We start from the raw sequence: 20,154 nt of genomic DNA on the forward strand, positions 1-20,154 counted from the left end.
TGACGAAAGACACTTTCCAACATGGCTGAACAGGTAATGCACGGCACAACCATCCTCGCCGTGCGCAAGGCGGGCAAGGTGGTGATCGCGGGCGACGGGCAGGTCAGCCTCGGCAACACCGTGATGAAAGGCGACGCGAAGAAAGTGCGCCGCCTTGGCGACGGCAGCGTGATCGGCGGCTTCGCCGGCGCGACCGCCGATGCCTTTACGCTCTTCGAGCGGCTGGAGGCGAAGCTCGAGCGCTTCCCGGGCCAGCTGAAGCGCGCGGCGGTGGAACTCGCCAAGGACTGGCGCACCGACCGCTACCTCCGCCGGCTGGAGGCAATGATGATCGTCGCCGACCGCGAGGTGACGCTGGTGCTGACCGGTACGGGCGACGTGCTGGAGCCCGAGCACCAAGTGACCGCGATCGGATCGGGCGGCAATTACGCGCTTTCCGCCGCGCGCGCGCTTATCGACGTGGACGGGCTTTCGGCGGACGACGTGGCGAACAAGGCCATGGCGATCGCCGCAGACATCTGCGTCTTCACCAATAACAATCTCACTATCGAAACGCTGGAGGCGGCCCAATGAACGTCGAAGCTCCCATCAAGCCCGCCGAAGCTATTTCGGCGCTGACGCCCAAGGCCGTCGTCGCGGCGCTCGACCGCTATATCGTCGGCCAGAACGACGCGAAGCGGGCCGTTGCCGTCGCCCTCCGCAATCGCTGGCGGCGGCAGCAGCTGCCCGAAGATATGCGCGACGAGGTGAATCCCAAGAACATCCTGATGATCGGGCCGACGGGCTGCGGCAAGACCGAGATCAGCCGCCGCCTCGCGAAGCTCGCCGAGGCGCCGTTCCTGAAGGTGGAAGCCACCAAGTTCACCGAGGTCGGCTATGTCGGCCGCGATGTCGAACAGATCATCCGCGATCTGGTGGAGGAAGCCATACGGCTCGTCCGCGAGCAGAAGCGCAAGGGGGTGCGAGAGCAGGCCGAACACGCCGCTGAAGCGCGCGTGCTCGATGCGCTCGTCGGCAAGGATGCAAGCGGCGCGACGCGCGACCGCTTCCGCGAAAAGCTGCTCGCTGGCGAGCTGTCCGACAAGGAAATCGAGATCGAGGTCGACGAGGCGCCGCAGATGCCCTTCGAGATTCCGGGCATGACCGGACAGGTCGGCATGATCGATCTTGGCGGCATGTTCGGCAAGCTCGGCGGCCAGCGCACCAAGAAGCGGAAGCTGAAAGTACGGCAGGCGTGGGAAGCGCTGGTCAACGAGGAATCAGACAAGCGGCTCGACCAGGAAGAGGTGAACCGCGAGGCGATCCAGTCTGCCGAGCAGAACGGCATCGTGTTTCTCGACGAGATCGACAAGATCGCGGTGTCCGACGTGCGCGGCGGTTCCGTTTCCCGCGAGGGCGTGCAGCGCGACCTGCTGCCGCTGATCGAAGGAACGACAGTGGCGACCAAGTACGGCCCGGTGAAGACGGATCATATCCTCTTCATCGCTTCGGGTGCATTCCATGTCGCCAAGCCTTCAGACCTGCTGCCGGAACTGCAGGGCCGCCTGCCGATCCGGGTGGAGCTGAAAGGCCTGACGGAAGCGGATTTCCGCCGCATCCTGACGGACACCGAAGTTTCACTTGTGAAGCAGTACGCGGCGCTGATCGGCACCGAGGGCGTGAACCTCGACTTCACCGACGACGCCATCGATGCCATTGCGCGGATCGCGGCTCAGGTGAATGACCGCGTCGAGAACATCGGCGCGCGGCGGCTGCAGACGGTGCTCGAAAAGCTGCTCGAAGAGATCAGTTTCGATGCCTCCGAGCGCGGCGGCTCGGCGGTGAAGATCGACGCGGCTTATGTGGACGCGCAGCTTTCCGACATCGCGCGCGACAACGACCTGTCGAAGTATATCTTGTAGACGCTCACCCGCAGGAAACGCGGGTGATGTTTCCACCTTCGTCGGTGGCGATGGTCAGCCGGTCCGGCCGGAAGTCCATCGTCACCGCGCCGTTCGGCGGCACGACGCGCGTGGTGCGGGCGCCGGTCGCCTGCTTCATCTTGCCGACCGTGGCTTCGTCGGCGGGTTGGCCGATGAAGCTTTGCGCCTTGTCCACATCGCAGACCATCGCGAGATCATCCTTAGGGGCGCCGTCCGGCTTCACGAACTTGTAGACGACCCGGTCCGTCTTGCCGCGCACGGCGGGATCGAAAACCGACTTCGCAAGGTCGTCGCCAGGAGTGCGGAGCACATCCGATTCGCCTTCGAAGGCAAAGCCGGCGCGCTCGAAATCGGCGCGGATCACGGCGGGGTCGATGCGGTGCGTCTTGTCGACCTCCGCGCGGGTATCCACGCCTGCCGGGCCGACATGATCGATGACCCCGACAACGCCGCCCGGCTTCATCGCGCTGTAGAGCTTCGCGAGAACGTCCGCCGGCTCCGCACGCGGGAAGTCGTATTCGGCGCTTTCCCAATAGGTATCGTGATAGACGAGATGCAGCAGCGCGAAATCGAAGCTGGTCGGCGCAAGCGCGAGGTTGGGCAACGGCACGGCGAACGCCGAGGCGTTCTTCGCGCGGGCGCGAAGGTCCGTCCACGCCGCCTTTGACTTGTCGTTGGAGACGAGGCGGGGCGGGTTCCATGCCACGACCGCGCCCTTCGGGCCGACGGCACGCGCCATGATTTCGGTATAATAACCGTTCCCTGCGAGAAAATCGAAGACGCGGTCACCACGTTCGAGGCCGAGGAACTTCAGGACTTCGGCAGGTTTTCGGCTTTCGTCGAGCTTCATTTCGTCGGCCGGACGGTCCTTGGCCGCAACCGCGGCGGTGATCGCGGCGGGCGCAGCCTGCACGGGCAGCGCGGGCATGAGCAGCGCGGCGGCAAGCAGCACGAGCGTTTTCGATTTCATGGATGATCTCCCCTGAGTCCCGAGACCGATCATGCCACCGGGGGAGAAGACCGTACAGCTACCGCTTGCGCCGCAGGATCACGTACCACGCACCGCTGCCGCCGTGGCGCGGATGGGCCGGGCGGATCGCAGCGATGAAGGGGCGGAGCGCCGGAGTCGCGGCCCAGCGGGAGAAATTGGCGGCGATGACACCGCGCGGCCGCCCATCCTCCCCGGCGGGCCGGGTCTTGCCGGTAATGACGAGCAGCGTTCGCACATCGTCGCGCCATGCGCGTTCCAGCGCGCCTGCGAGCGCATTGTAGGCCTCGTCCTGCGTGTGGCCGTGAAGATCGACGGTGCGCTCGGCCTCGATGCTGCCTTTGCGGATGCGGCGATCCCAGCCGCCGTCGAGCGAGGCAGCCTCGGGCGCGGCAGCAGCACGCTCCCGGGACATATCGGGTGCCTCGACCCGCTGCGGTCGGACATTGACGCGCGGACGCGGCACCTCCGGCGGCGGCGCGGCGCGCGATTTGAGCGGACGGACGGAGGACGTAACCTTCGCCCAGAGCGCGGTTTCAGCCTCTGAAGGCGGTTCAGGCCGCCGGGCCACGAAGAAGCCGCGCCGCTGCCGCCTTCGGCAGCAGGATGAAAGCGGCGCCTTCGCTTGAAAGGCCGCCCGCGATGGTGCGTGCACGCTCGCCCGCACCCCAGAACAGATCGAAACGATTCGCGCCCTTGATGGCGCCGCCGGTATCCTGCGCCACCATCAGCGCCGCGAACGGCTTCATGCTGCGATCCACATCGGTGTAGCGCGTGGAAAGCCAGACGGGCGCACCCAGCGGCACGAACATCGGATCGGCGGCAAGGCTGCGTTCGGGCGTGACCGGCGCGCCCATCGCGCCGAGCGGGCCTTCGCCGGTGAGTTCCTTGAAGAAGATGTAGCTCTTGTTCTCGTGCATGATCTTGCGGCCATCCTCGGGGTTGGCGCGCAGCCAGCGCATGATGCCCTGCATCGAGGCCTCGCCGGGGGCGAGTACGTTCATCTCCCTGAGACGGCGCCCGATGCCGACGTATTCGCGGCCGTTCTGCCCTGCATAGCCGATGCGCATGACGCTGCCGTCGGGCAGGCGCAGGCGGCCGGAGCCCTGGATCTGCAGGAAGAAGAACTCCACCTCGTCCGCCGCCCACGCGATTTCGAGATTGCGATCGAACAGCGCGCCGTTGTCGATATCCTCGCGCGTCCAATAGAGTTGGTAGGCCCCGGTTTCGTCGATGCGACCGCTGGCCTTTTTCGTCTGACCCGGATTCGCCGGATCGGGCTGATCAACGCGCACCAGATCATCGGGAAGCCCGTAGATCGGCACCAGATAGCCGGGACCGCGTGTGCGCGAGCCCGCAATTTCCGGCTCGTAATAGCCGGTGACGAACGCCGCGCCGGTGCCGACCCGCACGGGCGTGAAATTCAGCTCGAAGAAGACGCGCGGATCGGTCGCGGCGGGCACGAGGTTGCAGGCCGTTTCCCAATCCGACGCGATCGTGAGGCCGCTGACGTCCGTGCGGCGGGTTACGGCGCGGCAGGATTTGCGGAAGGCGGCGAGGGTGGCGGCGAAATCGTTGGTTTCCCAGCCCGGAATGTCCGCGAAGGTGGCCGGCGCGGCGCCGAGCGCGGCGGCTGTCGCAGGCCCGGCGGGTACGGCGGGCTTCGGCGCAGGCTCGGCGCCCGGCGAAACCGGTCCCGTGGGCGTGGCGACGGGGCGCGGCGACGCGCACGCGGCAATCGCGAGCAGCAGCAAAACGGGGAAAAAGCGATGACGCACGCGGAACTCCACCAATCCTTGATCGTGCGCAGCGCTAGCGGATTTCAGCCCCGGCTGGAATCCGCATTCGTCGAAACGACGCGCGAATCAGGCGTCTTCGTCGGTGTCGATCAGCAGCCAGTTCGGATCGGCAGCGCCGGTGTGGCGGCTGAACGTCCAGATGTCGTGCGACTGCACCGCGTCCGACAGTGAACCGCTGACGACATTTCCGGCCTTGTCGCGCGTGACGGCGACAAGATCGGCATCGAAGCGCAGCGACACTTCGGCCATCGCACCGCGAAGCTGCGCAGCGACGATTTCGACCTTTTCAAGCGATACGAGCCGGTTTTCGAGCGTCAGCCCCTCTGCCTTGCGCGCGGCGATCGCTTCGGCGAACTGATCGGCGATCTCGTCAGATACGAGATCGCGCAGCGCCTCGGCATCACCCTTCCAGAAGGCTTCGAGCACCATGCGATAGGCCGCCTTGGCACCTTCGGTGAAACGCGCCGGATCGAACGTCGGGTCGGCAGCGGCGATCGCGGTAAGCGATTCCTTCAGCGCGGGCGACATGTCGGCGGGAAGTTCAAGCGGTGCGGCGGGCGGCAGATCGTAGCTGCCGGCACGCGGCGGCGTTTGCTGCTCTGCAGGTGTACGGCGGACGATTTCGCCCGCAGGCTCTTCATGCCCGGTGCGGCGTCCAAGAACGCTGACCAGCCGAAGGGCGATGAACCCCGCGAGCATCGCCAGAACGACGATCTCGATCAGTCCGCTGCTGTCGCCCATAATTCTACCTTCAAGCGTCCCTTCAAACGCGTTTGCTTAACAGCGCCGCGCCGCACAGTCCACGCAGCTTAACCTGTTTTGGGTTAAGATAGGCTATTCCAAGCCGCATACAAGGAACAGCGCTGCCTTGCGCCGGTTCCATGCGCCTGCTAGCGAGCGCGCCGTATTCCTGTCCAACAGAATTGAGATCTGCATCATGGCCGAGAACGAAACGGGCGACGAAGGCTACATCAACGGCAACGGCAACGGCGGCGAAGCCGCGGCGGAAGCCCTGCCGCAGGTGAGCATTCTGGCGCAGTACGTGAAGGACCTGTCGTTCGAGAATCCCGGCGCGCCGGGATCGCTGCAGCAAGGCGCTGGCCAGCCGAAGATCGAGATCAACGTGAACGTCGGCGTCCGCCAGCAGGGCGACAACGTCTATGAGGTGGAGCTGAAGCTTTCCGCGAACGCCACGTTCGAGACCGGCAAGACCGCGTTCATCACCGAGCTGCTCTATGGTGGCCTCTTCGGACTGCAGAACGTGCCGGAGGAGCACCTTGAGCTGTTCCTCGTCGTCGAAGCGCCGCGCCAGCTGTTCCCGTTCGCCCGCCGCATCTTCGCGGACGCGACGCGCGACGGCGGTTTCCCGCCGCTGATGCTCGACCCGATCGACTTCGCCCAGCTTTATTTCGCCCGCCAGCAGCAGGCGGAGCAGGCAGGCCAGTCGGGCGAGATCGGACACGCCTGAGGCCAGGCAGGAGAACGCCACCATGTCGCTCGTCAAGAGCGTCGGCGTCATCGGAGGGCTGACCCTCGTCAGCCGCGTGTTCGGCTTTGCCCGCGACATGCTGCTCTCCCGCCTGCTTGGTGCAGGTGCGGGCGCGGACGCCTTCTTCGTGGCGTTCAAGCTGCCCAACATTTTCCGGCGCCTGTTCGCAGAAGGCGCGTTCAGCGCCGCCTATGTGCCGATGTTCAGCAAGGAACTGCACGGGCCGGGCGGATTGAAGGCGGCCGAACGCTTTTCGGCGAACGTACTCTCCGTGTTTCTGCCCGTGCTGCTGCTCTTCACGGCGCTGTTCGAGATTTTCATGCCCGGCGTCGTCTGGCTGATGGCGAGCGCCTACAAGGAGGTGCCGGGCAAGTTCGAGCTGACGGTCGAGCTGACGCGAATCGCCTTTCCCTACCTTCTGCTCATCAGCCTCGTGTCGTTGCTGTCGGGCGTTCTCAATTCGATGTCGAAGTTCGCCGCGGCCGCCGCCGCGCCGATTCTGCTCAACATCTGCCTGATCGCCGGCGTGCTGTTCTTCGGCAGCACGACGGGCGACAACGCGGAAACCGCGCGGGCGCTCGCCGTGTCCGTAACGGTGGCGGGCATCGTGCAGTTCTTATGGCTGCTGTGGGCGGTGCGCCGCGCGGGGCTGACGCTGCGCCTCCGCTGGCCGCGACTCGACCCCAAGGTGAAGGAACTCGGTCGCATCATCGTGCCCGCCACATTCGGCGCGGGCATCTACCAGCTCTCGCAGCTGATCGACACGTTCTTCGCGACGCGCCTGGAAGAGGGCGCGATGAGCTTCCTGAATTATGCGGATCGGCTGAACCAGCTGCCGCTCGGCGTCGTCGGCATCGCGCTCGGCACGGCCATCCTGCCCGCGCTCAGCCGGCTGATTGCGCGCGCGGACGCGGAAGGCGCGCAGAAGCTGCAGGGCACGGCGGTAGAGCTTTCGATGCTGCTGACGCTGCCCGCCGCCGTGGCGCTCGGTGTCGCGGCGCATCCGATTGTCGAAGCCATCTTCCTTGGCGGGCGATTCACGGCGGAGCATGTTTCGGTCACGTCGGGCGTGCTCATCGCGCTCGTCGCCGGGCTTCCCGCCTACGTGCTCATCAAGGTGCTGACGCCGGGCTTCTTCGCGCGCGGCGACACGAAGACGCCTGTGAAAACGGCCGCAGCCGCGCTCACCTTCAACGTCGCCGTCATCCTCCTCGTCATCGACCGCTTCGGCATCGTGGGGCTTGCCGCCGCGACCGCGGTTTCGAGCTGGTTCAACTGCGCGCTGCTCTACACGATCCTGCACCGGCGCGGGCACTTCACGCTGACCGGCGCCGTGATCCTGCGCATCGGCAAACAGTTCGTCGCCGCGCTCGTGATGGCGGCCGGGCTCTGGTGGGTGACGACCACGCTCGGTGATGCCTTCACCGGCGGGGCTCTGGCGCGCGCGGGCGCGCTCACGGCGGTCGTTCTGACCGGGGCCGGGCTCTATTTCGGGACGCTCTGGGCGATCGGCGGCTTTCACCACGAACACATCGCCAAGCTGAAACGCGGCAACGGCGCTTGACCAGTAGCCCGCGCGGGGCCTAACGGCGGCGCGCTATGACACAGACTTTTGCACCGCGCGTCTTTTCCGGCATCCAGCCGACCGGCAACCTGCACCTGGGCAATTACCTTGGCGCCATCCGCAACTGGGTGGACATGCAGCACCAGCACGAATGCGTCTATTGCATCGTGGACCTGCACGCGATCACGCTGTGGCAAGACCCCGAAGCGCTGCGCCGGGGCATTCACGAGATGGCCGCCGCGCTGCTCGCCAGCGGCATCGACCCGGACCGCGCCGTGCTGTTCAACCAGAGCCAGGTGCACATGCACGCAGAGCTCTGCTGGATCCTGATGTGCACCGCGCGCATGGGCTGGATGCAGCGCATGACGCAGTTCAAGGAAAAGTCCGGCAAGGACAAGGAAGGCGCCTCCGTCGGCCTGTTCGGCTACCCGGTGCTGCAGGCCGCCGACATCCTCGGCTACAAGGCCACGCACGTGCCGGTGGGCGAGGACCAGAAGCAGCACCTCGAACTGTCCCGCGACATCGCGCAGAAGTTCAACACCGACTATGGCGTCGAGCTGTTCCCGCTTCCCGAGCCCGTGATCCAGGGCCCGGCGACACGCGTGATGTCGCTGCGCGACGGCACCGCGAAGATGTCGAAATCCGATCCTTCAGATATGAGCCGCATCAACCTTGCCGACGATGCGGACGCTATCGCGCAGAAGATCAAGAAGGCGAAGACGGACCCCGAGCCGCTGCCGGGCGATGTCGCCGGTCTCGAGTCGCGGCCTGAGGCGCGCAATCTCGTTTCGATCTACGCGGCGCTTTCCGGAACCACGGCGCAGGCAGTGCTGACGGAGTTCGAAGGCAAGGGCTTCGGCGCGTTCAAGCCTGCGCTCGCCGATCTCACGGTGAGCGTGCTGGCGCCGATCGCGGCACGTTTCCGCGAGCTTTGCGCCGATCCGGGGCATCTCGACACCGTGCTGGCGAAGGGCGCTGCGCGCGCCGACGCCATCGCGGCGCCGGTGCTCGCAGAGGTAAAACGGACGGTCGGCTTTCTCAGCTGAGGGCTTTGAAAATTCAGGGATCGTTCAGCCGCGCACATGCACTATATAGAGATGGCGTGGGTGCGAACGAGAAGGCCCGTAGGTGAATAGCATGAAACTGCCGAAGATTCTGTTGTCGCTGGGGCTGCTGGCGCTTGTTGCCGCCTGCACGACGCCCTTCACTGCCGATGTGTCGCGCTTCCAGCGCCTGCCGGCGCCTTCGGGCGAAAGCTTCACGATCGAGGCGCGAGACCCGGCCCGCGCTGGCGGGCTCGAGTTCGCGCAATATGCGTCGTACGTCGAAAACAACCTCGTTCAGCAGGGCTATCAGCGCGCGGCCTCGCCAGAAGCGGCAACGCTCGTCGTCAAGCTCGACTATGGCGTGAACGACGGCCGCGAGAAGATCGATACCCGTTACACCGGCTTCGGGGCGGGCTACGGATGGGGCGGCTGGGGCTGGCCCTATTATAGCCGCTATCGCTATCACCCCTATTACTGGGGTTCGTTCTACGACCCGTTCTGGGGACCGGGCTTCGGCGGCGGCACCGAGGTTTACAGCTACACGGTCTACCGCTCGTTCCTGGACATGGACATCGTGCGCAAGAACGGCGCGCCGGTCTTCGAGGGCCGCGCCGAATCGACGACGCGCTCGTCCGACCTCACCAAGCTGGTGCCCAACCTCGTCGAGGCGATGTTCCAGGGCTTCCCCGGCAATTCCGGACAGACCGTCCGCGTGAAGATCGACCAGAAGAAAAGCGGTTACTAGGCGATCGCGCTGCGACAGGGCCTTCCCTGTTGCAGCGCCGGGTGCCCAAAACCGGTTCCCACATTTGCCCGCGATGTTCTAAGAACAGCGCGTGGGTATATTCGACATCTTCCGCCGCCAGACGGTGAATCCCGTTACAGCCGCGAGCGCCGACGCGAGCGGCACCAATCTCATCGGACGGTTCACGGCGATGCCGCGCTGGATGCTGCTGATTCTGGGCGCGTTCTTCGCGGCAATTCTCTACTGGGGTGTCCTCGGCAGCCTGCTATCGGACACACGCGCCGATCTTACCGTGCGTCCGGATACGACGGTGCTGCCGCCGGGCGGAAGCGTTGCGGTCGCGACGGCCGCGATGCTGCTGGATCGGGCGCTGGACAAGGGCTGGACCCCGAACGACAGCCTGCTGCGCCCCACGGGCCTGCTTGAAGACATGCCCGCCTTCCAGCGCGGGCAACATTCGGCGATCAGCGCATTCGTCAGCAGCTTCGATCAGGGCGTCGGCGGTGACCCCGAACTCAGCGAAGCCGCAGAAGCGCTGAAGACAGCGCCGGATCGCGGCTGGCTGCACAGCGATTTCCCTTTCATCGGCGGCTCGGCAGAAGGCCGCTACCGCGACGCTGTGGACGCGCTGGCGCGCTACAACCGTGCGGTTGCCGAAAGCGAAGCGCCGGAAGAGGGCGATGCCCGCGAACTCCGGCTCGCACTGCTCAGCCTTCACGCCGCGCTCGGCGAGGAGGCCGGCGCGGTCGATCGGATGATCGACGACAGCCGCGTGGGCAGCGCCGACGCACAGTATAACGAGGTTCGCGGCGCGGCCTATGCCGCCGCCATGCTGATGCGGGGCCTTCGCGAGGATTTCGGCACGACGATCGGCCAGCGCCAGCTCGCGGCGACGTGGGCCGAAACGACGGAGGCCCTGGATGCCGTTTCCGAAAAGCGCCCGACGTTCGGGGTCGGTCGGCAGGATCTCGTCGAACAGGGCTATTTCCTGATGCGCGGGCGCGAATCGCTGCGCACGCTTGCGGCAGGCCTTGCACGATGACGGAGCCCAACTACCTCGTCGTCGTCGACGATACCGACGAATCGGCGCTCGCCATGCGCTATGCCGCACTCCGCGCGAAAATGACGGGCGGCAACATCATGCTCGCGCATATCATACCCAAGCCGGAGTTTCTGCTTTCCGGCGGGCTTCAGGACATGATCGCCGCCGAGGCACAGGAGGCCGCCGAAGCCCTGCTGAGCCGCAAAGCCGAAGAAGTTATGGCGCTTTCGGGCCAACGTCCGGCCCTCGTGATTCGCGAGGGCAAGGCGATCGATGAGGTCAGCCAGATGCTCACCGAAAACAATGTCCACGCGCTGATCCTCGGCGCCGCCGCCAAGGGCGCGCCGGGGCCGCTCGTCAGCCACTTTTCCGGCGAGCGCGCGGGCAACCTTCCCTGCGTGGTGGTGATCGTTCCGGGGGGGCTCGATCCGGACGCGCTTGACCGTCTGGCTTGATCCGGCGGCCAAGGCACGCCACATGAGACGGGCATCAGAACAAGACACCCGCCCAAGGACTCCCACCCCCCAAGGATTCCAACCATGTTCATCGAAACCCAGGCCACACCCAATCCTGCAACCGTGAAGTTCCTTCCCGGCCGCGCCGTGATGCCTTCGGGAACCATCGATTTCAGTTCGCCCGAAGCCGCCGAAGCCTCACCGCTGGCGACCGCGCTGTTCAGCCTCGGCGACGTGACCGGCGTGTTCCTCGGCAGCGACTTCATCTCGGTGACGCGCGCCGAAGGCGGCAGCGACTGGCGCGAGCTGAAGCCGCAGGTGCTCGGCATCATCGTCGATCATTTCGCGAGCGGCGCACCGCTGCTGAATGAAACCGCCGCTGCCGAAGACGCAATCGAGGACGATTCCGAAACCGCGGATATCGTCGCGCAGATCAAGGACCTGCTGGAAACGCGCATCCGCCCCGCGGTTGCGAACGACGGAGGCGACATCATCTACAAGGGCTTCCGCGAAGGTATCGTCTACCTGCAGATGCAGGGCGCGTGCGCGGGCTGCCCGTCATCGACCGCGACATTAAAGAACGGCATCGAAAACCTTCTGAAATACTATGTGCCCGAAGTAACGGACGTCCGCGCCGTCTGACCGGCACGGCGGCGATAAAAACAGGGAGTCCCCCATGACCGATCATCTGCTGAGCGACCGCGACCTCGACCTTATCTTCCGCAGCGCGAGGACGCATAACGACTGGTCTGACCGCGCGGTCAGCGACGTGCAGCTGCGCGCCATCTACGACCTGATGCGCATGGGCCCCACGTCGGCGAATTGCGAGCCGGCACGGATCGTGTTCGCGAAGAGCGCGGAAGCGCGCGAAAAACTCGCCGCCTGCGCATCGGGCAACAACGCGCCGAAGATCCGGCAAGCGCCGGTGACCGCGATCATCGGCATGGACATTAAGTTCTACGACGAGCTGCCCAAGCTTTTCCCGCATACCGATGCGCGCAGCTGGTTCACCGGCGACGATGCGCTCATCCGCGAAACGGCGTTCCGCAATTCATCGCTGCAGGGCGCCTATTTCATCATCGCGGCGCGCGCGATCGGCCTGAATTGCGGCCCGATGTCGGGCTTCGACAAGGAAAAGGTCGATGCGGCCTTCTTCGCGGGCACCGACATCGAGACGAACTTCATCTGCTCGATCGGTTACGGCACCGAGAAGAACCTGTTCCCGCGCAGCCCGCGCCTTTCGTTTGAAGAGGCCGCGTCCATTATCTGATGCTGCTCGCGATCGAAACCGGCACCGCCGCCTGTTCGGTCGCGCTGATCGACGGGACCACCATCGTTGCAGCGCGGCACGAAATCATCGGCCGCGGCCACGCCGAGCGGCTTGTGCCGCTTGTCGAGGCCGTGCTTGCCGAGGCGGGCAGGCGGCCCCGCGCCATCGCGGTCGACGTGGGGCCGGGCAGCTTCACCGGGCTTCGCGTCGGCATTGCCGCAGCGCGGGGTTTCGGGCTGGTATGGGCCGTGCCGGTTTACGGCTATTCATCGACGGCGCTGATTGCGGCGAGCGCGCTGGCCGCACACGATATGGCGCCGCTCACCATTGTGATGGATGCCGGGCGCGGCGAGGTGTTCGTGCAAACCTTCGATCGGAATCTGAAACCAGCCGCGCCCGCCGCCGCACTGTCGATCGCCGCAGCGGCGGCGGAATACGAAGGGGCTCTCGCAGGAACGGGGGCGGCCTTGTTGAGAGATGCCGGCAGCACGGCGGTGATTCTTTCCGAGACACCGCCCGACGCACGCGATGTGAGGCTGCTGGCGCCAGAACTCCGCAGCTTGCCGCCGACACCGCTCTACGTGCGCGCACCCGATGCGAAGCTGCCTGCATGAGGCACTACCGGCCCGTGATGATCGACGACGTCCCCGCGCTTGCGGCGCTGATGTCGCGCGCATTCGATCCGCAGTATGGCGAGGGCTGGAACGGCAGCCAGCTGCTCGGCACGCTCGCGATGTCCGGCACGCGCGCCGAAATAGCGGTTGCCGACGGCGTACCCGTCGGTTTCGCGCTGACGCGCCTTGCCGCCGACGATTGCGAGCTCTTGCTGATCGCGGTTGACCCCTCGCGTAGCGGGCAGGGTATCGGAACAGAACTTCTGAAAAGATCGATTGATCTTGCGAAACACGCACAGGTCCGCCGCATGTTCTTGGAAGTTCGCACTGGTAACAATGCTGCGCGCGGGCTTTATGAACGTTATGGATTTATCTGCGTCGGACAGAGAAAAGATTATTATGTGGGTGAGAATCATTTGCGCTTCGATGCAATGACCATGTCGCTGACGCTCTAGCTATTTAACGCCCTCGCTCATCACGTTAATTCTTGCGAAATTCATCCGAACGCTACATAAATCCCGACACCAACAACAAAAACGGTCGGGGTCATCGGGTATTATGAACGAACATAGCGATAATCATCAGGAACTACTTGCACTTACGGCGGACATTGTGTCCTCGCATGTCGCGAACAATACGGTGGCGGTTTCGGACCTGCCGGTCGTTATCGAGAACGTCTATTCGACGCTTGTAAAGCTTGGCGGGGTGGTGGAGCCTGCGAAGCCGAAGCAAGAGCCTGCAGTTTCTATCCGCGCGTCGATCAAGCCGGACTACGTCATCTGTCTTGAAGACGGCAAGAAGCTGAAAATGCTGAAGCGCCACCTGATGACGCACTACAACATGACCCCGGACGAGTATCGCGCGAAGTGGAACCTTCCCGCCGACTATCCGATGGTCGCCCCCAACTATGCATTGCAGCGCCAGGCGCTCGCCAAGAAGATCGGTCTTGGCACCAAGCGCGCCGGCAAGCGCAAGTAACGCGCACCGCCCATCGGGTGGTATGAAGGACAGCAGGGACGGACTTGTCCGTCCCTGTTTCCATGCCTAAAGTCCGGCAATGACGAAAATCGACATTGAAGCCATTTGCGCCGAGCGCGGCCTGCGCATCACCGAGCAGCGACGCGTGATCGCGCGCGTGCTTTCCGATGCGGACGACCACCCCGACGTGGAAGAGCTGTACCGGCGAGCGTCGGCGATCGATTCCGGCATTTCCATCGCCACCGTCTATCGCACCGTGCGCCTCTTCGAGGAGGCGGGCATCCTTGAACGTCATGACTTCCGCGACGGGCGGTCACGCTATGAGCCGACACCCGAGGAGCATCACGACCACCTGATCGATGTTGAAACCGGCGCAGTGATCGAATTCCACGACAACGCGCTCGAAGAGCTGCAGCGTCTCATTGCGGAGCGGCTCGGTTTCGAGCTCGTCGATCATCGGCTGGAACTTTACGGCCGCCCGCTCAAGACGAAGCCGGCGAACTGAAAACCGGACCCGGCGTGCCTGATCCCCGTTCCTATTTCGTCAAGACGTTCGGCTGCCAGATGAACGTCTATGACAGCGAGCGCATGGCCGAACTGCTGGAGGCGGAAGGCCATACGCAGGCCGCATCGGCAGAGGATGCCGACATCGTCGTGCTCAACACGTGCCACATCCGCGAACGCGCGAGCGAGAAGGTCTATTCGGAGATCGGCCGCCTGAAACATCGGGACGGGCCGAAACCGATCGTGGCGGTCGCGGGCTGCGTGGCGCAGGCCGAAGGCGCCGAGATCGTGCGGCGCGCGCCGGCGGTCGATGTCGTTGTAGGCCCGCAGGCGTATCACCGTCTGCCCGATCTGATCGCGCGGGCAAAGGAGCGCCCGGTCGAGACCGACCTGCCGACGCTCGAAAAGTTCGAAGCGCTGGGCAAGCGCCGCAAGGCTGCGCCATCCTCGTTCCTGACGATCCAGGAGGGCTGCGACAAGTTCTGCACCTATTGCGTCGTTCCCTATACGCGCGGCGCCGAGGTTTCACGTCCCGCGGCGGCGATTCTGGAAGAGGCGCGGCGCCTCGCCGGGGAAGGCGCACGCGAGATCGTGCTGCTCGGCCAGAACGTCAACGCATACCGCCACGACCGCACCGATTTCGCAGCGCTCATCGCGGAGGTGGCGGCGATCGAAGGTGTCGCGCGCATCCGCTACACAACGAGCCATCCGGCTGACATGACGGACGCGCTGATCGACGCACACCGGACAATCGACAAGCTGATGCCCTACCTGCACCTTCCCGTGCAGTCAGGCTCCAACCGCGTGCTGAAGGCGATGAACCGCTCGCACACGGCCGAGACCTATCTCGCCATCATCGAGAAGCTGCGCGCAGCGCGCGCGGACATGGCGATCTCGGGCGATTTCATCGTCGGCTTCCCCGGCGAGACCGAGGCCGAGTTCGAGGACACGCTCGCGATCATCCGCGCAGCGCACTACGCGCAGGCCTATTCGTTCAAATATTCAGCGCGCCCCGGCACGCCCGCGGCGGACATGGACGGGCAGATCGACGAGGACGTGAAATCGGACCGCCTGCATCGCCTGCAGGCGCTGGTGCAGGAACAGCAGCTCGCGTTCAACCGCGCGGCGCTCGGCCGCACCATGCCCATTCTGCTGGAACGCCCCGGCAAGCGCGACGGGCAGCTGATCGGCAAGTCGCCTTGGCTGCAATCCGTGTATGTCGATGCAGGCAGCACACACATCGGAGACATTGTGACGGTGGAGATAGAGGGGGCCTTCGCGAACAGTCTTGCAGGACGCATCGCATTCGCCGAAGCTGCCTGACGATGGCAAAAAAATCCGCTCCGCTTTCCCAGCCCGCCGCCAATGACCGTGTCCGACTCGAACTGGATTTCGACCGCGCCGAACTGCTCGGCGCGCTGTTCGGCCAATACGATCAGAACCTGATCGCGATCGAGAACCGGCTCGGCGTCTATATCGCCGCGCGCGGCAACCGGCTTTCGATCGAGGGGGAGGCGCATTCGGCTGCCCGCGCCCGCGACGTTCTGACCGGGCTCTACAACCGGCTCGCACTCGGGCAGGGTGTCGATGTCGGTGACGTTGAGGGCGCACTTGCGCTGTCGCAGGACCCCTCGCTCGAAGGTCTCGTCCGCGCAGAGGACGGCGGCGCCTCGCCCGTCATCATCCGCACCCGGCGCAAGACCATTGTGCCGCGCTCGCCGACGCAGCTGCGCTACATGGAAGCGCTCGCTCGGCAGGACATCATCTTTGCGCTCGGCCCGGCGGGAACCGGCAAGACCTATGTGGCCGTGGCACAGGCCGTTAGCCAGCTGATAGCCGGCTCGGTGGACCGGCTGATCCTGTCGCGTCCGGCGGTGGAAGCGGGCGAACGGCTCGGCTTCCTTCCCGGCGACATGCGAGAGAAGGTCGATCCCTACCTCCGCCCGCTTTACGACGCGCTTTACGACATGCTGCCCTCCGAACAGGTCGAGCGGCGCATCGCCAGCGGCGAGATCGAGATCGCGCCCATCGCCTTCATGCGCGGACGCACACTGGCAAACGCGTTCGTCATCCTGGACGAGGCGCAGAACACCACGCCCGAGCAGATGAAGATGTTCCTCACCCGCTTCGGGCAGGGCAGCCGCATGGTCGTTTGCGGCGACCCGAAACAGGTCGACCTGCCGAACCCCGGCCGCTCCGGCCTCAACGACGCCACGCAGCGTCTGGAAGGCATCGACGGAATCGCCGTCGTGCGCTTCGGCGCGGCAGACGTTGTACGCCATCCGATCGTCGGCCGCATCGTGGAGGCCTACGAAGGCCCCAATGCTTGATGTCGCCGCAGGCATTGCCGGCGGTAATTGGCCGGACACCGACTGGACCACGCTTGCCGAAGGCGCCTGCCGCGCTGCGCTCAGCGAGACGCCTTACGCGCGCCTCATCGACGCGAGCTTTTGCTGCGAGATCTCGATCCGGCTGACGGATGACAGCGAGGTGCAGACGCTGAACGCGCAGTACCGCGGCAAGGACAAGCCGACGAACGTGCTGTCGTTTCCGATGGTGCAGCCGGATTTGCTGGAAAGCCTTTCGAACAGCGACGACGGCGAAGTGCTGCTTGGCGACATCGTGCTCGCCGACGGCGTCGTCGCGCGCGAAGCCGAGGAGCGCGGCATCACCATCGCCGATCACACGACGCATCTCATCATCCACGGATTGCTCCATCTCGTCGGTTACGACCACGAGCACGATGCCGAAGCCGAGGCGATGGAGGAGATGGAGCGCCGCGTGCTTGCATCGCTGGGGATTGCCAACCCCTACGCCGGCGAGGCATGACGGCTGGGAAACGATGAGCGACGAACCTCCGAGTAGCAGCGGCGACCAGCCGTTCCGACCCCTTCTCCGCGCCTTGCGGAGCCTGATCTTCGGGCGTAGCGCCGAAGCCACGCTGCGCGAGAGCATCGAGGAAGCGCTGGAGGATCACGCCGGCGACACCCCCGAAGGCGACGATCTCTCCGAAACCGAGCGCCTGATGCTGCGGAATCTTCTCGATTTCGGCGAGCGGCGCGTGGGTGACGTCATGGTGCCGCGCGGGGAGATCATCGCCTGCGATGTCGAGGACAGTTTCCAGACACTGGTCGCCGCCTTCGTTGATGCAGGCCACAGCCGTTTGCCGGTTTTCCGCGAATCGCTCGACGACGTGATCGGCATGATCCACGTGAAGGATGTCTACGCCGTGATCGCGGGCGAGGGGCGCAGCGCCAATGTGGAGGCGGAGAGCCTGCTGCGACCGGTGCTGTTCGTGCCGCCGGCGATGCGCGTGCTCGATCTGCTCGCGCGGATGCGGCAGGGGCGCACACACATGGCGATCGTCGTTGATGAATACGGCGGCACCGACGGGCTCGTGACCATCGAGGATCTCGTCGAGGAGATCGTCGGCGACATTGCCGACGAGCACGACGAGGAAGAGGCCGAAGCGATCACGCCGCTGCCGGACGGCGGCTTCGAGGTTGATGCGCGGGTCGATATCGAGGCGCTGGAGAAGGCGACGGGAGCGCCGCTTTCGGAAGCGGCGGACGGCGACGTCGATACCGTGGGCGGCCTTGTGTTCATGCTCGCCGGTCACATCCCGGCGATCGGCGAGATCGTGGAGCATCCGGGCGGATGGTCGTTCGAGGTGACCGCCGGCGACGAGCGCAAGATCGAGCGCGTGCGCGCCTGGCCGCCCGCCGCGGTTGCGGCCGCGGCCGGCGGGGCGTGACACCCCGCGCGAGGCTGACACGGCTCGGCCTGTTGTTCGGCGCGGGCATTGTCAGCAGCCTTGGCTTCGCGCCGTGGAACCTCTGGCCGCTGACGCTGATCGGCTTTGCCTGGCTGATCCGGGAAACCGCGACGACCAGGACGTGGCGTCAGGCGGCCAAGGCGGGGTGGGTGTTCGGGTTCGGGCACTTCCTGCTGGGGACCCACTGGATCGCGCAGGCGTTTCAGTATCAGCAGGACATGCCCGCGTGGACGGGCTGGATCGGCGTGGTGCTGCTTGCCGCCTACCTCGCGGTGTTCCCGGCGATAACGGTCGTGGTGGCGAGACGCTTCGGCGCGGGGCTGCCGCGGGTGCTGGGCTTCGCAGGATGCTGGACGATCGCGGAGGCCGTGCGCGGCGTTCTCTTTTCCGGCTTCCCGTGGAATCCGCTCGGCGCGGTCGCGCTGCCGATGGCGGGGCTGGGGCAGGGTGCGGCGCTTGTCGGCGGGCTCGGGCTTTCGGCGGTGATCCTGCTCGCGGCGGGCGGGCTCTCTCTCCTCCTTGAACGGCAATGGCGCACGGGCGCCGCGATCATCGGGCTGACGGCGGCGGCGGCGCTTGCCGGGCTGATCTCGCTGAGGACGCCCACGCCGCTTACGGCCACGCGCCTCAATATCGTGCAGGCCGACATCGGACAGGACGAGAAATGGTCCGAAGACGGCGTCGCGCGCGCGGCTGCCAAATATCTGAAACTCTCGCCCGCACCGACACGCGCGGCGCGACTGCTCATCTGGCCAGAAGCCGCAATCCCCGACCTGCTCGACGAAATGCCCGCGATGCGGAGGAGGCTCGGCGCGCATCTGGGGCCCAACGACCTGATGCTGCTCGGCGCGCTGAAAGCGATCCGCACGGACGACGGCAGAGCGATCGCGGCGCGCAACAGCCTGTTCGTGCTCGACAGCGAAGGCGCCATCCTCGCGCGCTACGACAAGAAACGACTGGTGCCGTTCGGCGAATTCCTGCCTGCACGACCGCTGCTGAATGCGATCGGGCTCGACCGACTGGCACCCGGCGCACTCGATTTCTGGCCCGGACCGGGGCCGCGCACGCTGCCGCTTCCAAGCGGCTTCCCGGCGGTCGGCCCGCTGATCTGCTATGAAGTGATCTTCGACGGCCGCGTAACCGAGGCTGGTTATCGCCCGGCCTGGCTGCTCAATGTTTCCAACGACGCCTGGTTCGCGGGCGCGGGCGCGGAAATGCACCTGGCGCAGGCGCGCCTGCGCAGCATCGAAGAGGGGCTGCCGATGGCACGATCGACGCCCACAGGCATCAGCGCGGTGATCGACGCGAACGGCCGCGTGACGGCCTCGATGCCGCGCGGACAGGCAGGGACGATCGACGCGCGCCTGCCGGCGGCGAACCCGCCGACGCTGTTCAGCCATACCGGCCGCATCCTGCCGGTGCTGCTTGCCGCGGTGCTGATGCTTCTCGGCTGGAGATTCGGCCGCATGCGCTGACGCCTTGCACACCGGAACGGATGCAAATACACCCGCTATGGTTGTATTCTGCCCCACCCCGGAGCCATGCCGAGCGAGCCCATCCACCCTGTCGACCTTCACGTGGGCAAACGCCTGCGCAAAAGCCGCACGGCGTGCGGGGTGACGCAGGCCGAACTCGGCGCGGACCTCGGCATCAGCGCGCAGCAGGTGCAGAAATACGAAAACGGCAGCAACCGCATCAGCGCCAGCAAACTGTTCGAGATCGCGGGGCGGCTCGGCACCGGCATCGACTGGTTTTTCGAAGGGCTGGACACACCCCGCGCACTGGTGCTGGCTGAAACGCAGGACGCATTCGAAGCGCCGCCAAGCACCCACGAGCAGACCCGCGCGCTGATCGCCGCGTTCAAGGCGCTGCCCGACGATGCAGCGCGCGCGGATGCGCTCTTTGACATGCAGACCCGCGCCAAGAAGACATAAACGATTCTTTATGTCCGCTTGCGCGGGAC

24 protein-coding genes are annotated in these 20,154 nt (G+C 65.5%); 20 read left to right on the plus strand and 4 right to left on the minus strand.

Going from position 1 to position 20,154, the window contains the following annotated elements:
* Positions 1–21: 21 nt before the first annotated feature.
* Both hslV and hslU read left to right on the plus strand, forming a co-directional pair.
* Positions 22–573, plus strand: coding sequence for an ATP-dependent protease subunit HslV (gene hslV, locus DFR51_RS11985; protein WP_121051382.1), 552 nt, complete (start codon positions 22–24; stop codon positions 571–573).
* Positions 570–1,901: an ATP-dependent protease ATPase subunit HslU gene (gene hslU, locus DFR51_RS11990; RefSeq protein ID WP_121051384.1), complete on the plus strand. Its 1,332-nt coding sequence runs from the start codon at positions 570–572 to the stop codon at positions 1,899–1,901. Before hslV ends, hslU begins: the two co-directional genes overlap by 4 nt.
* A gap of 4 nt (positions 1,902–1,905) precedes the next feature.
* Here the strand turns inward: hslU and DFR51_RS11995 are convergent, their stop codons facing one another.
* From DFR51_RS11995 to DFR51_RS12010, 4 genes are all read right to left on the minus strand, one after another.
* Positions 1,906–2,892 carry an I78 family peptidase inhibitor gene (locus DFR51_RS11995; RefSeq protein WP_121051386.1) on the minus strand — a complete coding sequence of 329 codons (987 nt, stop codon included), beginning with the start codon at positions 2,890–2,892 and terminating at the stop codon, positions 1,906–1,908.
* Between the two features lie 58 nt (positions 2,893–2,950).
* On the minus strand, positions 2,951–3,481 hold the full coding sequence (locus tag DFR51_RS12000) for a Smr/MutS family protein (RefSeq protein WP_121051388.1): 531 nt from the start codon (positions 3,479–3,481) through the stop codon (positions 2,951–2,953).
* Positions 3,465–4,688, minus strand: coding sequence for a murein transglycosylase A (gene mltA, locus DFR51_RS12005; RefSeq protein ID WP_243445520.1), 1,224 nt, complete (start codon positions 4,686–4,688; stop codon positions 3,465–3,467). Before mltA ends, DFR51_RS12000 begins: the two co-directional genes overlap by 17 nt.
* An 87-nt stretch (positions 4,689–4,775) precedes the next feature.
* Positions 4,776–5,450, minus strand: a complete 675-nt coding sequence (locus tag DFR51_RS12010; RefSeq protein WP_338068322.1) for a Tim44/TimA family putative adaptor protein — start codon at positions 5,448–5,450, stop codon at positions 4,776–4,778.
* 196 nt (positions 5,451–5,646) lie between these two features.
* Between DFR51_RS12010 and secB the strand changes: the two genes are divergently transcribed.
* The 18 genes from secB (at position 5,647) to DFR51_RS12100 (ending at position 20,125) form a co-directional block, all read left to right on the plus strand.
* The gene (gene secB, locus DFR51_RS12015; RefSeq protein WP_121051392.1) at positions 5,647–6,177 is read left to right on the plus strand and encodes a protein-export chaperone SecB; all 531 of its coding nucleotides are present in this window, start codon (positions 5,647–5,649) and stop codon (positions 6,175–6,177) included.
* A 22-nt stretch (positions 6,178–6,199) separates the two neighbouring features.
* Positions 6,200–7,762, plus strand: coding sequence for a murein biosynthesis integral membrane protein MurJ (gene murJ / locus DFR51_RS12020; RefSeq protein ID WP_121051394.1), 1,563 nt, complete (start codon positions 6,200–6,202; stop codon positions 7,760–7,762).
* A 35-nt stretch (positions 7,763–7,797) separates the two neighbouring features.
* The gene (gene trpS, locus DFR51_RS12025) at positions 7,798–8,808 is read left to right on the plus strand and encodes a tryptophan--tRNA ligase (RefSeq protein ID WP_121051396.1); all 1,011 of its coding nucleotides are present in this window, start codon (positions 7,798–7,800) and stop codon (positions 8,806–8,808) included.
* 91 nt (positions 8,809–8,899) lie between these two features.
* Positions 8,900–9,553 carry a DUF4136 domain-containing protein gene (locus tag DFR51_RS12030; protein WP_121051639.1) on the plus strand — a complete coding sequence of 218 codons (654 nt, stop codon included), beginning with the start codon at positions 8,900–8,902 and terminating at the stop codon, positions 9,551–9,553.
* A 91-nt stretch (positions 9,554–9,644) separates the two neighbouring features.
* Complete coding sequence (locus tag DFR51_RS12035; RefSeq protein ID WP_121051398.1) at positions 9,645–10,595, plus strand: DUF2333 family protein; 951 nt, start codon at positions 9,645–9,647, stop codon at positions 10,593–10,595.
* Entirely contained in the window at positions 10,592–11,050 is a 459-nt protein-coding gene (locus tag DFR51_RS12040; RefSeq protein WP_121051400.1) for a universal stress protein, read from the plus strand. The genes DFR51_RS12035 and DFR51_RS12040 overlap by 4 nt, the downstream gene beginning before the upstream one ends.
* 84 nt (positions 11,051–11,134) lie before the next feature.
* Entirely contained in the window at positions 11,135–11,692 is a 558-nt protein-coding gene (locus tag DFR51_RS12045; protein ID WP_121051402.1) for a NifU family protein, read from the plus strand.
* Positions 11,693–11,726: 34 nt separating this feature from the next.
* On the plus strand, positions 11,727–12,320 hold the full coding sequence (locus DFR51_RS12050; protein WP_121051404.1) for a malonic semialdehyde reductase: 594 nt from the start codon (positions 11,727–11,729) through the stop codon (positions 12,318–12,320).
* The gene (gene tsaB / locus DFR51_RS12055; RefSeq protein ID WP_174234216.1) at positions 12,320–12,934 is read left to right on the plus strand and encodes a tRNA (adenosine(37)-N6)-threonylcarbamoyltransferase complex dimerization subunit type 1 TsaB; all 615 of its coding nucleotides are present in this window, start codon (positions 12,320–12,322) and stop codon (positions 12,932–12,934) included. Before DFR51_RS12050 ends, tsaB begins: the two co-directional genes overlap by 1 nt.
* 17 nt (positions 12,935–12,951) lie before the next feature.
* Positions 12,952–13,389: a GNAT family N-acetyltransferase gene (locus tag DFR51_RS12060; RefSeq protein ID WP_170151775.1), complete on the plus strand. Its 438-nt coding sequence runs from the start codon at positions 12,952–12,954 to the stop codon at positions 13,387–13,389.
* A 103-nt stretch (positions 13,390–13,492) separates the two neighbouring features.
* Positions 13,493–13,912: a Ros/MucR family transcriptional regulator gene (locus DFR51_RS12065; protein ID WP_121051410.1), complete on the plus strand. Its 420-nt coding sequence runs from the start codon at positions 13,493–13,495 to the stop codon at positions 13,910–13,912.
* 79 nt (positions 13,913–13,991) lie between these two features.
* Entirely contained in the window at positions 13,992–14,417 is a 426-nt protein-coding gene (locus DFR51_RS12070) for a Fur family transcriptional regulator (RefSeq protein WP_121051412.1), read from the plus strand.
* Between the two features lie 14 nt (positions 14,418–14,431).
* A complete protein-coding gene (gene miaB / locus DFR51_RS12075; protein ID WP_121051414.1) occupies positions 14,432–15,739 on the plus strand; it encodes a tRNA (N6-isopentenyl adenosine(37)-C2)-methylthiotransferase MiaB in 1,308 nt (435 codons plus the stop codon).
* Positions 15,740–15,741: 2 nt separating this feature from the next.
* Positions 15,742–16,746, plus strand: a complete 1,005-nt coding sequence (locus tag DFR51_RS12080; protein WP_121051416.1) for a PhoH family protein — start codon at positions 15,742–15,744, stop codon at positions 16,744–16,746.
* The gene (gene ybeY / locus DFR51_RS12085) at positions 16,739–17,245 is read left to right on the plus strand and encodes an rRNA maturation RNase YbeY (RefSeq protein ID WP_121051418.1); all 507 of its coding nucleotides are present in this window, start codon (positions 16,739–16,741) and stop codon (positions 17,243–17,245) included. Before DFR51_RS12080 ends, ybeY begins: the two co-directional genes overlap by 8 nt.
* A gap of 13 nt (positions 17,246–17,258) precedes the next feature.
* The gene (locus DFR51_RS12090; protein ID WP_121051641.1) at positions 17,259–18,170 is read left to right on the plus strand and encodes a hemolysin family protein; all 912 of its coding nucleotides are present in this window, start codon (positions 17,259–17,261) and stop codon (positions 18,168–18,170) included.
* Entirely contained in the window at positions 18,167–19,666 is a 1,500-nt protein-coding gene (gene lnt, locus DFR51_RS12095) for an apolipoprotein N-acyltransferase (protein ID WP_243445521.1), read from the plus strand. The genes DFR51_RS12090 and lnt overlap by 4 nt, the downstream gene beginning before the upstream one ends.
* Before the next feature lie 66 nt (positions 19,667–19,732).
* Positions 19,733–20,125, plus strand: coding sequence for a helix-turn-helix domain-containing protein (locus DFR51_RS12100; RefSeq protein WP_121051422.1), 393 nt, complete (start codon positions 19,733–19,735; stop codon positions 20,123–20,125).
* Positions 20,126–20,154 lie beyond the last annotated feature (29 nt).

The sequence above is a fragment of the Sphingosinicella microcystinivorans genome, from assembly GCF_003634215.1.
GTDB classification, from domain to species: domain Bacteria; phylum Pseudomonadota; class Alphaproteobacteria; order Sphingomonadales; family Sphingomonadaceae; genus Sphingosinicella; species Sphingosinicella microcystinivorans.